The sequence below is a fragment of the Natrinema zhouii genome (assembly GCF_013456555.2).
Classification (GTDB): Archaea; Halobacteriota; Halobacteria; order Halobacteriales; family Natrialbaceae; genus Natrinema; species Natrinema zhouii.
This window is the reverse complement of the sequence record NZ_CP059154.1, coordinates 1340854-1353113: the sequence shown is the minus strand read 5'-3', so window position 1 is coordinate 1353113 and position 12260 is coordinate 1340854. Positions and strand designations below refer to the sequence as shown.

The 12260-nt window shown below is 58.9% G+C and carries 11 protein-coding genes; 5 read left to right on the top strand and 6 right to left on the bottom strand.

The genetic code is table 11. The features are described from left to right. Positions 1 to 58: 58 nt before the first annotated feature. Positions 59 to 1015, top strand: a complete 957-nt coding sequence (locus HYG81_RS25375; RefSeq protein WP_180842433.1) for a VOC family protein — start codon at positions 59 to 61, stop codon at positions 1013 to 1015. A gap of 256 nt (positions 1016 to 1271) precedes the next feature. On the opposite strand, the gene HYG81_RS25370 is transcribed toward HYG81_RS25375, so the two are convergent. Continuing rightward, complete coding sequence (locus HYG81_RS25370; protein WP_180842432.1) at positions 1272 to 2075, bottom strand: IclR family transcriptional regulator; 804 nt, start codon at positions 2073 to 2075, stop codon at positions 1272 to 1274. 605 nt (positions 2076 to 2680) lie between these two features. Here HYG81_RS25370 and rdfA point away from each other — a divergent pair. Both rdfA and HYG81_RS25360 read left to right on the top strand, forming a co-directional pair. Further along, the gene (gene rdfA / locus HYG81_RS25365; RefSeq protein WP_219628716.1) at positions 2681 to 3307 is read left to right on the top strand and encodes a rod-determining factor RdfA; all 627 of its coding nucleotides are present in this window, start codon (positions 2681 to 2683) and stop codon (positions 3305 to 3307) included. A gap of 156 nt (positions 3308 to 3463) precedes the next feature. Beyond that, positions 3464 to 5413, top strand: a complete 1950-nt coding sequence (locus HYG81_RS25360) for an archaea-specific SMC-related protein (protein WP_180842431.1) — start codon at positions 3464 to 3466, stop codon at positions 5411 to 5413. A 194-nt stretch (positions 5414 to 5607) separates the two neighbouring features. Here HYG81_RS25360 and HYG81_RS25355 read toward each other — a convergent pair whose 3' ends face one another. Genes HYG81_RS25355 through HYG81_RS25345 form a run of 3 tightly spaced genes read right to left on the bottom strand, consistent with a single transcriptional unit; the run spans position 5608 to position 7281 of the window. Beyond that, entirely contained in the window at positions 5608 to 6603 is a 996-nt protein-coding gene (locus HYG81_RS25355) for a TatD family hydrolase (protein WP_180842430.1), read from the bottom strand. A 2-nt stretch (positions 6604 to 6605) separates the two neighbouring features. Further along, positions 6606 to 6848: a hypothetical protein gene (locus tag HYG81_RS25350; RefSeq protein WP_180842429.1), complete on the bottom strand. Its 243-nt coding sequence runs from the start codon at positions 6846 to 6848 to the stop codon at positions 6606 to 6608. Between the two features lie 25 nt (positions 6849 to 6873). Further along, positions 6874 to 7281: a DoxX family protein gene (locus HYG81_RS25345; protein WP_180842428.1), complete on the bottom strand. Its 408-nt coding sequence runs from the start codon at positions 7279 to 7281 to the stop codon at positions 6874 to 6876. A 243-nt stretch (positions 7282 to 7524) separates the two neighbouring features. Between HYG81_RS25345 and HYG81_RS25340 the strand changes: the two genes are divergently transcribed. After that, positions 7525 to 8412, top strand: a complete 888-nt coding sequence (locus HYG81_RS25340; protein ID WP_180842427.1) for a fumarylacetoacetate hydrolase family protein — start codon at positions 7525 to 7527, stop codon at positions 8410 to 8412. Between the two features lie 71 nt (positions 8413 to 8483). Here HYG81_RS25340 and HYG81_RS25335 read toward each other — a convergent pair whose 3' ends face one another. Then, positions 8484 to 9422 (bottom strand): alpha/beta hydrolase, encoded by a 939-nt coding sequence (locus tag HYG81_RS25335; RefSeq protein ID WP_180842426.1) that lies wholly within the window; start codon positions 9420 to 9422, stop codon positions 8484 to 8486. 285 nt (positions 9423 to 9707) lie between these two features. On the opposite strand from HYG81_RS25335, the gene HYG81_RS25330 reads away from it, so the two are divergent. Next, complete coding sequence (locus HYG81_RS25330) at positions 9708 to 10664, top strand: VOC family protein (RefSeq protein WP_180842425.1); 957 nt, start codon at positions 9708 to 9710, stop codon at positions 10662 to 10664. A gap of 53 nt (positions 10665 to 10717) precedes the next feature. Here the strand turns inward: HYG81_RS25330 and HYG81_RS25325 are convergent, their stop codons facing one another. Further along, positions 10718 to 11722, bottom strand: a complete 1005-nt coding sequence (locus tag HYG81_RS25325; RefSeq protein WP_180842424.1) for a TatD family hydrolase — start codon at positions 11720 to 11722, stop codon at positions 10718 to 10720. Positions 11723 to 12260: the final 538 nt, after the last annotated feature.

The window sequence follows — 12260 nt, the reverse complement described above, 5'->3', positions numbered from 1 at the left end:
AAGAATTCTAACAAAAGTTATTTTAGCATGCCTTCGATAGCTATTGGTGGGTCATACCATGCCAGAGATTCCAGGGATACACCACGTGACAGCGTTCTGTGACGACCCGCAGGAGAACTACGATTTCTTCACGAACGTACTCGGGATGCGCTTCGTCAAGCGAACGGTCCGCTTCGACGTTCCCGAGAAGATTTATCACCTCTACTACGGGGACGAGGAGGGGACCCCCGGCACGATCGTGACCTACTTCCCGATGACCAACATGCCGATGGAAGAGGGCATGGTCGGCAAGGGAATGATGCGCTCGGTCGGGCTGACGATTCCCGAGGGATCGGTCGATTACTGGACGAATCGCTTCGAGGAGCACGACGTCGAGTTCATGATCGACGAGCGCTTCGACGAGACCGCCATCGAGTTCACCGATCCCGACGGACTCCCGTTCGAACTCGTCACCGGCGACTCCGACATCGAGCCGTGGACCGACGGCAACGACGTCCCCGCCGAACACGGCATCCGTGGGATGTTTAATACCACCCTTCACTCGAACGACCCAGCCGGCACTATGGACGTCCTCGAGACGATGGGCTGGGATCGCATCGGCGAAGCAACCCACCCGCAAGCAGGCGACCGCATCCGGTACGAAGCGCCCGGCGACGCGCCGTGTGCCACCACGGTCGACGTCCTCATCCGCCCGAACGCGCCACAGGGACGAATGGGGATCGGGACCTACCTCCACGTCGCCTACCGCGTCGCCAACGGCTGGGAACAGGACGAGGTCAGCGATACCCTCCGCGAGAACGGCTACATCACTACCTCGACGAAGGATCGCGACTATTTCAACTCGCGGTACATCACCGAACCCGGCGGCGCTATCTTCGAGTACGCGACCGACGGTCCCGGCTTCGACATCGACCAGGATCCCGCCGAGTACGGCGAGGAACTCAAAGTTCCCGACTGGCTCGAGGTCGATGTCGACCGGATCGAAGAGATGCTCCCGCCGCTCGAAACTACCTGATCAGTTTCGACTCCATTTTTCCCAGTAGTAGTGCCGCCACGGTGCCATCAATGCCGTACCAACGGTTATTGCAACCGTTCGGGACTTCGCGACCGGCGACTTCGACCCGGAGCGGCTCGTGACGTCACGAATCGAGCTCGAGGATATCGTCGAGGACGGATTCGAGCGGCTCATGGTGGACGGGAGCGACGAAGTGAAGATTATGGTCCGACCGTAACCGGATCCGATATCTGGGATCTCCACGAACGACACTCGATTATCGCGATCCAAACCTGCTGACCGACTCCTGCGAGTGGGCGATATTCAGCTCCACTTCGTTGACGACGCTCAGAAGCATTTCGACGACATCCGCTTTCAGGTACTCGTCGTCCATTCGATGGCGCGGCCCCGCGACGGAACACGCGCCGATGACGGTTTCCTCGGGGACGACGGGGACCGCGACGGCGACGAGCCCGTCGGTACTCTCCTCTCTGTTGAGCGCGTAGCCGCGCTCGCGAATCTGCTCGAGTTCCGCCAGTAACTCCGCCTCGTCGGTTATCGTCTTCTCCGTCGCCTCCGGGAGCCCGACATCGTCGATGTGGCTTCGAACTGCCGATTCCGGAAGCTGGGAGAGGATCGCCTTCCCGGCCGCGTTCTGGTTGGGATAGAGCCGCCGGCCGAGACGGGTCCGCGTGAAAACGCCCTGCGTCCCGTTTTCTCGGAACAGCGTGATAGCCCGACCGCCCTCGAGGATGGAGAACAGCGCTACTTCGTTCGTCTCCTCCGCCAGTTCCCGGACTCGAGGTTTGATGATCTCCGAGCCGACGTAGCGCGATCGGAGCCAGCCACCGTAGTCGAGAAACCGAAACCCGAGTTCGTATTCGCTTCCGTTTTTGACGACGAATCCGTGGTTCGTCAACGTCGATAGGTGTTTATACACTGCTCCTTTCGAGAGACCAGTTTCCTCGCCGATCGCTGTGACTTTTCCTCCCTCCATCCGTTTGAGCGCCTCGAGAATCGCAATCGACGTTTCGACTGCCTGCACGCCCGATCCGGTATGTACATTGTTATCTTTGTTCATAGTTATCGAATGGTCGTTGTCCCCCGTATATTTTACTGTTAGTAAACGATATTCGCTATCCTTTCACGCACCGGAACTACAAACGACGATAGGGTGAGAAAATTAACCGTGACAGGCATTACCAGGATAACGAGTAGCATCTCGATATCCGCGCTCCGCTACAGCAGTAGCGGATACGCTCGATGAGTGAGTTGAGAACGAGTGTACACTATTCGTGTAATCGTCACACTGTGCATATGAGACGAGTTTCTGTTATGGATTGTTATTGAAAGAAGCGTATGGATAAACAAAATCGGCCTGTAGGGCAAGAAGTTTGGATATATTCGGAGATTGGGAACGGATCGGTATCATCTGTCTGTAAACCCTAATTTGCGGGATAATCGCATTCACTCCGGTTTGTCCGCGCGGCTAACGTTTTCATAACAAAGGTACTGCTGTTATCCTAACCGGCGGTTTCCGTAACAGTGGTGCTACTGTCATTACACCTCCGATAATTGACACCAATAGTTGCTATAAACCGGAGACGAAACAGCGAACCGAGGCCCGTGAACGGCGAGCTCCGATGCGTTCACAAAGTATTTCTTCGACACATCCAATTTTGCGGTATGCCCCCGATGGACGATGACTTAGACGAAACTCGAGGTCGTAACAGCAAGGTCAACCGTCTCATAGAGACGTACGGACTGCAGGGGCTCGGCGGGGAGCTCGAACGGTTATGGACCGCCGACGAAAGCGAGGAGCGACAGAGTTTGCGCGAACTCGCGACCGTATTCAATCGACGATTGGTAGAGAGTGCGATGGAAGACGCCGGAGTGCAATCGCTCGATGGGGAGGTAGAGAATATCTACCGGCTCCTCACTGACGAGCGCGTTACCAGTGCCGATCGCACCCGAACGCGTCGGCGACTCGAGCGGGACGGCGTCGACGTCGACGCGCTCCGAGCCGATTTCGTCTCGTACCAGGCGATACGGACCTATCTCACCGACTATCGAGACGCGAGTTACACGAAGAATGCCGAATCCACGAAGTCGATCAAAGAGACGATTCAGCAGTTACGAAGCAGGATTACGGAAATCACGGAGAGCAAATTATCCCGGTTAGCGAAGCGGGGCGAATTACTCCCCGGCGATTTCCGCGTTATCGTCGATGTCCGTGCCGTCTGCGAAAACTGTGGCACGCAAACGGACGTGATTACGCTCATAGACGACGGCGGCTGTGACTGTCGAGAGTAGTTCCTCCTTCCAAAATACAGCTACTGCTAGATGGCTGTCGCGTGAACAGATCACGCCGAGCGCTACTGGAACGTAACCGCGTTCGGAGACGGCGGAATACAGTCGTTTGAATAGAGCAAATAATTTATCCGTATCGGAGCGAAAATGAGCGACAATATGGATTCTGCACAAAAGAAGCACGGAACGGCGCACGTCGATATCCAGAATATCGGCGGTATCGACCGGACGGACGTCTCGTTCGAACCGGGAGTCACGGTACTGGTCGGTCGAAACGCGACGAACCGAACCTCCTTCCAGACTGCCCTCATGGCCGCACTGGGAAGCGATCGAGTCTCTCTCAAAGGCGATGCCGAAGAAGGACACGTCGAACTGTCGATCGACGGCGAAACCTACTCTCGGGCGTTGAACCGAGACGGAACGGCCGTTCAGACGACTGGCGACGCGTATCTCGACGATCCGATGCTCGGCGATCTCTTCGCGTTTCTTCTCGAGGACAACGAGGCCAGGCAAGCCGTCGCTCGAGGCGGCGATCTCCGCGAGATTATCATGCGCCCGATCGACACGGCGGAGATTCAGGCGGAGATAGACCGGCTGAGAGAGCGACGAAGCGACGTGGAACGTCGACTGGACGAGATCGACTCCCTGAAACGGGAGCTTCCGTCACTGGAGGCAGAAAAGCGTGAACTCGATGACGAAATCGAGGAGAAAAAATCCGAGCTCTCGGAAATAGAGGGGGAGATAGATCACAGAGACGCCGATATCGAGGAAAGCAGACAAACGGCGAACGAAGCGGACGAGAAACTCGACGAGTTACAGGAGACGAGACGCGAACTCAACGACGTCCGATACGATCTCGAAACGGAACGGGACAGTGTCGCTGAGCTGCGATCGGAATTACAGGAGCTAGAGGACGAGAGAGCCGAACTCTCCGAGATCAACGCGGGTGAACTCCAGCGGATCGAATCAGACGTCGAGCGTCTTCGGTCGAAAAAACGAGCGGTAGAATCGGAGATTAGTGAGCTCCAGAGTATTCTGCAGTTCAACGAGGGAATGCTGGAAGACGTCGACGACGAGATCCTCTCAGCTCTCGATTTCGAAGAGAGCGAACAGGAATCGGTGACGGATAGATTGGTGCCCGACGACACCGTCCAGTGTTGGACCTGTGGCAGTACGGTCGAGGCCGACCAGATCGAAGCGACCGTCGACACGCTTCGCGAACTCAGCCGAACGAAATTCCAAACGGTACGGGAGATCGACGACGACCTCGAGGAACTGAAGAAGAAAAAGCGAGCGATACAACAGCAGAGACAGCGTCGAGAACGGCTGGATACGAAGCTGGAGCAAGTGGAGCAACACATCGAGCGGAGTACGGCTCGCATCGAAGACCTGCAGGATCGACGGGACGACCTCACTCAGGAGATCGAACGCATCGAAGAAACGATCGACAAACGGGAAGACGAAGAGCGAAGCGAGATACTCTCCCTTCACAGGGACGCGAACCAGCTCGAGTACGAACTCGGACAACTCGAGAACGAGCGCGAGCGCGTGGATGACGAAATCACCGCGATCGAGGAACGACTGGCCGAGCAGCGCGACTTGGAAGACGAGGCGGACGAGATACGGGACGAGATAGAACGGCTCCGGACGAGAATCGATCGAATAGAGCAGGAAGCGGTCGAAGCATTCAACCAACATATGAACGAGATTCTCGACCGCCTCGGATACGAAAACCTCGAGCGCATCTGGCTCGAACGAGTCGACAGTGAGGTCCGAGACGGCCGGAAGACGGTCTCCAAAACGATGTTCGAACTCCACATCGTGAGAACGACCGCGTCCGGCACCTCTTACGAGGATACCGTCGACCATCTCAGTGAGAGCGAACGGAACGTGGCCGGACTCGTCTTCGCGCTGGCCGGGTATCTCGCACACGACGTCTACGAGACGCTTCCGTTTATGGTGTTAGATTCCCTCGAAGCGATCGACTCGAAACGGATCGCAAAGCTGGTCGACTACTTTCAGGGCTACTGTCAGTATCTCGTCGTCGCGCTGCTGCCGGAAGACGCCGAATCGCTCGACGCCGACTACGAGCGGATAACGGAGATATAGGGCCGTCTCGGTAGCGCTTCGATCGATCGTTCCGTCTCGTATTAGAGAAAGAATACAGTCCCGATGGACCCGTCCGGTTACGTGCGCTAGCCCGTTTCACCCCGATCTCGTCAGTCCTCGATTCCGAATATGTTGAATTTTTGTTGTCGAACGTGTCTGGCGATAGTCCGGGAAGGAGACGAACGAGTCGTCGATCAGCTCAGAACGTCTTGCGGATTCTCGTACACGACTTGCCGAATCGTCTCGATGTCGAGTCCCATTCGATACATCTCGAGGATCGTCCGCTTGAAGGCGAACACGTCGCTCCGGAGCACGCCCGCGCTGTCGGTTTCGACCAGGATGCGATCCGGGCCGTACTCCGCGACTACTTCGGCGACATCGGTGGGCGTGACGCCGAGCAGCCACGGGTAGCTGACAGTGAAGCTGAGGTAGCAATCGGTGTTCTCCAGGACGTAGGGCGCGATTTTCGTGTCCGCGTGGGACAACACCAGCTGCTCGTCCGGCAGTCCCGCGTCGTCTTTCAGGTCGATATCGATCTCGATCGCTTCCCGTTTCGGGTAGTCCGACGTCAGGACCGGCTCCTGTTGCAGGGAGAGGTCCAGTTCGTACCCCGGAATATCTCCGCGTACTCGATCCGGGAAATCGACGTCCTCGAGGTCGGCGGGCGTGTGCAAGATCGCCGGAAGACCGAGGTCTGCGGCGATCTCGAGTTGCCGTCTCGTGACGTCTTTCTGTTCCTCCAGCTCCCAGCCGGAGACGTGTTGGGCCTCAGTGATGCCGATCTCGCCGACCGCAGCGACCTCCTCGAGTTCGCAGTAGTCCGGCAGGACGTCGAGGAGTTCCTCGTAGTTCTCGACGCGCGCACCGGTGTGGATGCCGATACCGACCTTCGCGTCGATAAGGTGCGATTCCCGGATCTGTGCGAGTCGGCTGAGCGCATCGTCCCAGAGGTACCGGACATCCTCCGGTGCCACGGGCTTGTAGGGCGTCCAGTAGTAGGCCGCGGCCATCATCACCATCGACTGACAGCCGCTGATCGCGAACTTCTCGCGTTCGTTCCACGAGAGCGTATGCGCGTGGTTGTGAACGTCTATCCACGGCATACTGGTCAGTTCCGGCGGAATCGGTTCGCTCTCTTCGAGACTGTACTCGGCGTCCGTCGGACGCCGCGTGGGATACTCCTGCGACATGGTTATTCAGTGTACTGGCAGGGGTTTGTAAGTTCCCCGAGTCCATCGATACCGACCGTCACGGAATCCCCGCCCTCGAGAAGCTTCTCCCGCCAGTTCCACGTCCCGAGTATCGATCGAAGCTCTCGCGGGAGTTCGACGCCGGCGCCACGCCCGGATTCGTTCAGGTTTACGACCCCGTCGTCCGAGACGACGCCTGTCCAGTGCCGTTCGCTGCCGTCAGATTCGAATTGTCCGAGTTTCATATCGTGTTTCAGTCCCCGTTCGTCTTCAGAACAGACTCACGTTCACGGCGTAGGCCCACGCTTCGCTTCCCATCGACAGCAGAACCAGCGCCCCGCCGAGCAGGCCGACGTTCTTCAGGAAGTGGTTCAGCTCGTTCTGTCGATCCTCGCCGGACGCGTTCCAGAAATCGTGGAACAACGGCGTCGCAACGATGAGGAACGTGGCGAGCGCTCCCGCGGAAATCACTGGATACACCCCGAAAATGATCCCCAGCGAACCGAGGACGAGGACGACTCCCGACGAGATCACCGACAGTGACGGGGCGAACATACCCTTGTACTGGGCGTATCCGACGCGTCCCTCGTACTCCGCGAAGTGATTGTACCCGTTGTACAGGAACAGGACGCCGAACAGGAGGCGGCCGGCTAACAGGAACTCGCCTTCAAGTGCCATTGGCCTCCTCCCGGAGCGATCGTTTCCCACCTGATACGGTCTGGTGCCGGTCACGAATTTCGAACATCGTCCTACCATACGAACTGTTAGCACTATACATCTTACGGCAAGCGATACTGTCGGCTCTCGCGAGATGACCGCCGTCGTCGATCGAGAACCAGAGTCGCCGGTCTTCGAATGCGAATCGAGCCCGCTCCTCCCGTCCTCGGGATTAAGTACCACGGGCGTGTTTTTCGAGTCAGAATGAGAATTGGGCAATTCAGCACGGGAGAAACCGAGCAGCAGTGGTGTGGCGCGCTTGTCGACGATGACACTGTCGTGAATCTCCCCGCGTCCGGAACGGCAGCGGGGATCGAGATCCCGCGGACCCTCTCGGCCCTGCTCGAGGAATGGAACTGGCAGCGGAAGGTCGATCTCGCGCTCGAGTATGCGACGGAAACCGGCACGAATCAGTACGAGATCGACGAACTCACGCGACACGCGCCCGTCGGCGACCCGCAGAAGGTCGTCTGCGTCGGACTGAACTACGAGGATCACGCCGAGGAAGGTGACAATCCGATCCCCGACGAACCGGTCCTGTTCTCGAAGTTTCCGACGGCGGTGACGGGGCCCGGTGACGAGATTACGTGGGACCCGGAGTACACCGAGCAGGTAGATTACGAAGCCGAACTGGTCGTCGTGATCGGCCGGGAAGCGCGGAACGTGAGCGAAGACGACGCCGAGGAGTATATCGCCGGGGTCACCGTCGGGAACGACATTTCGGCGCGCGACCTGCAACACAGCGACGGACAGTGGGTTCGCGGGAAGAGTCTGGACACGTTCGCGCCTACCGGCCCGGAACTGGTCACGTTGGAGGAGATCGACGATCCCCACGACCTCGACATCTGGGCCGAAATCGACGGCGAACGACTCCAGGATTCGACGACGTCGAATCTCATCTTCGGGATCGACGAACTCGTCTCGTTCTGTAGTCAGGCCTTCACGCTCTCCCCAGGCGACCTCATCTTCACCGGGACGCCGCCGGGCGTCGGCGTCTACCGCGACCCGCCGGTTCTCCTGGACGACGGAACGACGGTCACTATCGGCATCGACGGCGTCGGCGAACTGACGAACACGTGCCGGCAGCAGTAGGCGACTACTCGGTGCCGGCCCGACGCGCAGAAACGAGCCGTTCGAAACGTGATCCAACGGGTTTGACGGCCTCACTCGAGAGCGGTTCGCAGATCGTCGGCGATATCCGCGAGCGCTTCCCGGGACCGATCGAACTCGAACGGCTCTGCGGCTAACTGGACGAAGGCGTGGATGGCGTCGTCGTAGTGGTGATGAGAGACGTCGACACCGGCCTCCTCGAGTCGCTCGGCATACGCGACCCCCTCGTCGCGAAGCGGGTCGAATCCGCCCGTCACGACCGTCGCGGGCGGCAGCCCTTCGAAGTCGGGAGCCAAGAGCGGAGACGCGTAGACGTTCATCACATCGATCTCGTGTTCGAAGTACTGCTCGTCGAACCAGGTCAGGTCCGCTGCCGTGATGAAGTAGCCCTCCCCGTTCTCGTCGATTGAGTCCCAATCCTCATGTGGGGAGACTGATGGATAGAGAAGCACCTGATACGTGATGTCGGGACCGTCTTGGTCTCGAGCCATGTGTGCGACGACCGCCGCGAGGGTCCCGCCGGCAGAGTCGCCGGCGACGACGAGTTCGTCGGGGTCGCAACCGAACTCCGTCGCGTTCTCGGCGACCCACTCCGTCGCCGCGTACGCGTCCTCGACGGCCGCCGGGAAGGGGTGTTCCGGTGCGAGTCGGTAGGCGACGGCAACGACGGCGACATCTGCGGTGTTTACGAACGTCCGACAGAACTGGTCGTGACTCTCGAGTCCGCCGGCGACGAAGCCGCCGCCGTGGAAGAACATCGTCACCGCGAACGGCTCTTCTCCCTCCGGGAGGTAGATCCGAAGCGGAAGGTCGCCGCCGGGTCCGTCGATGGTTCGGTCGATGACGTCTCCGACCGGTTCGGGTTCCTCGACCGCGAACACGTCGTCGGTGATCGCTCGAACGTCTTCGACCGGTAGTTCGTGAAACGCCGGTGCGTCTTCCGACTCTTCGATGAACGCCTGTAACTGTGGGTGTGTTTCTTGTGCACGCATCACACTACACCAAGACCCTCATTCGATAAATATGTTTAGGGGACTGAGCCCTGCTCGTCCCGATGCGTTCTTTCGTCTTTTCGACTCCATTCGGCTCGGCCCGTGAACCTCACCGTCCTGATTTGACAGCAGGTGGGACACAAACGGTTCTGTGGAACTGCTTACAGACTCACCCCAACTCCGCTGTTTGACACTATCCAAAACGTGGTAGCAGGATCCTAACTGGCCGATATTTCATGGAAAGCTATTTTACGGTCCTCTCTAAACGTAATGGTGTACCATACCATGCCAGAGATTCCAGGGATACACCACGTGACAGCGTTCTGTGACGACCCGCAGGAGAACTACGACTTTTTCACGAACGTTCTCGGAATGCGCTTCGTCAAGCGAACGGTCCGCTTCGACGTTCCCGAAAAAATTTATCACCTCTACTACGGCGACGAGGAGGGGACCCCCGGCACGATTGTGACCTACTTCCCGATGACCAACATGCCGATGGAGGAGGGGATGGTCGGCAAGGGAATGATGCGCTCGGTCGGGCTAACGATTCCCGAGGGATCGGTCGATTACTGGACGAACCGCTTCGAGGAACACGACGTCGAACACACGATCGACGAGCGCTTCGACGAGACCGCCATCGAGTTCACCGATCCCGACGGTCTCCCGTTCGAACTCGTCACCGGCGACTCCGATATCGAGCCGTGGACCGACGGCAACGACGTCCCCGCCGAACACGGCATCCGCGGGATGTTCAACACGACGCTGCACTCGAACGATCCCGCCGGCACCATGGACGTCCTCGAGACGATGGGCTGGGACCGCGTCGGCGAGGCGACCCACCCGCAGGCGGGCGACCGCATCCGGTACGAAGCGCCCGGCGACGCGCCGTGTGCCACCACTGTCGACGTCCTCATCCGTCCGAACGCGCCACAGGGACGGATGGGGATCGGGACCTACCTCCACGTCGCCTTCCGCGTGGCTAACGACTGGGAACAGGACCAGATTAGCGATACTCTCCGCGAGAACGGCTACATCACTACCTCGACGAAGGATCGTGACTACTTCCACTCGCGGTACATCACCGAACCCGGCGGTGCCGTCTTCGAGTACGCGACCGATGGCCCCGGCTTCACCATCGATCAGGACCCAGCCGAGTACGGCGACGAACTCAAAGTCCCCGACTGGCTCGATGTCGACATCGAGCGGATCGAAGAGATGCTCCCGCCGCTCGAAACCGACTGACCTGTTTACCCCTCTCTTTGGTATCGTAGGCCGAGTCGTTCTCGAGTGCCCGATCAGCTCCCGAGTCCGAACACGTCCCGCGGGTTCTCCAACACGACTTTCCGGATCGCCGCCTCGTCGATCCCGTAGCGATACAGTTCGAAGATCGCTCGTTTCAGCGCGAACGGATCGGTGCGGAGGACGTTCGCGCAGTCCGTATCGATCATGATCCGGTCCGGACCGTACTCGTCGATCGCGTCGGCGACATCCGCAGCGGTAACGCCGATCAGCCACGAGTGGCCGATCGTAAAGCTCAGATAGCAGTCCGTCTGCTCCATCAGATACGCGGTATTGTTTTGGTCCGCGTGCGAGGCGACGACCCGCTCGTCGTTAATACCCGCATCGCGCATGGCTTCGACATCGAGCTCGACCGCCTCGAGCGCCGGATTGTCGCCATCGATCACCGGCTCCGTGCTGAGCCCCGTGTTCTTCTCGTAGCCGGGGGTCTGTACCTCCGGGCGGTACGACCGCTTCGATTCGGCAGATCGGTTGGGCGTATGGAGTATGATCGGCAGCTCGTAGGTATCCGCGAGCTCCATCTGCGCCTGGACGATCGCTCGCTGTTCGTCCACGTCCCAGCTACTGACGTGTTGAGATGGCGTGACGCCCGTCTCTCCGATCGCTGCGACCGCGTCCAGTTCGCAGTAGTCGTCCATCGCGTCCAACAGCTCGTCCGGGTCCTCGATTCGAACGCCGGTGTGAATACCGAGGCCGAGTTTGGCCTCGAAAAAGTGATTCCGCTCGATAGCCGCTCGACGATTGACCGCGTCGTCCCAGAGAAAGCGAACGTCGTCCGCTTCGACCGGTTTGTACGGCGTCCAGTGGTAGCCGGAGGCGACCATGATCATCGCCTCACAGCCCGAAAGCGCGTACCGTTCTCGATCCGTCCACGAAAGCGTCTGCGCGTGATTGTGAACGTCGATCCAAGGGAGATTGAGGAGGTCGGTCGGCGGATCGAACTCGTCCTCGTCGACGAACGCTGCGTCGGTCGGTCGCCTCGTCGGAGCGGTCGGTGACATCGTTCGGTGAATGGGTTGCGTCGGACTCCCAATACGTCTTCGGGTCGTCGTTCGGCGTCTCCTCGCTCGAGAGACCGGCAGGGCTACCTGGAACGTCGAGCGTCGCGACTCGACGCTCATCAGTCGCGGTTCGCCGATCACGTCTGGCCCAGTCGGATGTGGCTCGAGAGCATCGGTCTCCGTTGGCCACGTACGGATTCGGACGATCCTCCCAATTGAGACCAGTAGTTTACAGACGTGTATTTGTAATTCTATCTTATCCGCCGCTGCTATTGCCGTTCACGGATCGGACACTGTACTCGTCTCGAGTGAATCCGGGCAGTGAGGATCAGACTTTCGCGGAGCTGTTCTCCGTTTTCGAACGGGAATAGAACAGTTGATGGAGCGTCTCACTGGCTCACCAACTGGAGCACCTTCGAACGAGAAGTGGGAGCGATTGAAGCAGCGACAATATATAGTGTAGCATCCCCACCAGAACTTGTTTATCATATTACTAGTACAGGGGACAAACGTTATAATAGTGTGATATATCTCCAAG

What these genes read in the sequence shown, in the direction of transcription:
- HYG81_RS25375 (WP_180842433.1), top strand. Translation starts at nt 59, where the DNA reads ATGCCAGAGATTCCAGGGATACACCACGTGACAGCGTTCTGTGACGAC.
- HYG81_RS25370 (WP_180842432.1), bottom strand. Translation starts at nt 2,075, where the DNA reads ATGAACAAAGATAACAATGTACATACCGGATCGGGCGTGCAGGCAGTC.
- rdfA (WP_219628716.1), top strand. Translation starts at nt 2,681, where the DNA reads ATGCCCCCGATGGACGATGACTTAGACGAAACTCGAGGTCGTAACAGC.
- HYG81_RS25360 (WP_180842431.1), top strand. Translation starts at nt 3,464, where the DNA reads ATGGATTCTGCACAAAAGAAGCACGGAACGGCGCACGTCGATATCCAG.
- HYG81_RS25355 (WP_180842430.1), bottom strand. Translation starts at nt 6,603, where the DNA reads ATGTCGCAGGAGTATCCCACGCGGCGTCCGACGGACGCCGAGTACAGT.
- HYG81_RS25350 (WP_180842429.1), bottom strand. Translation starts at nt 6,848, where the DNA reads ATGAAACTCGGACAATTCGAATCTGACGGCAGCGAACGGCACTGGACA.
- HYG81_RS25345 (WP_180842428.1), bottom strand. Translation starts at nt 7,281, where the DNA reads ATGGCACTTGAAGGCGAGTTCCTGTTAGCCGGCCGCCTCCTGTTCGGC.
- HYG81_RS25340 (WP_180842427.1), top strand. Translation starts at nt 7,525, where the DNA reads ATGAGAATTGGGCAATTCAGCACGGGAGAAACCGAGCAGCAGTGGTGT.
- HYG81_RS25335 (WP_180842426.1), bottom strand. Translation starts at nt 9,422, where the DNA reads ATGCGTGCACAAGAAACACACCCACAGTTACAGGCGTTCATCGAAGAG.
- HYG81_RS25330 (WP_180842425.1), top strand. Translation starts at nt 9,708, where the DNA reads ATGCCAGAGATTCCAGGGATACACCACGTGACAGCGTTCTGTGACGAC.
- HYG81_RS25325 (WP_180842424.1), bottom strand. Translation starts at nt 11,722, where the DNA reads ATGTCACCGACCGCTCCGACGAGGCGACCGACCGACGCAGCGTTCGTC.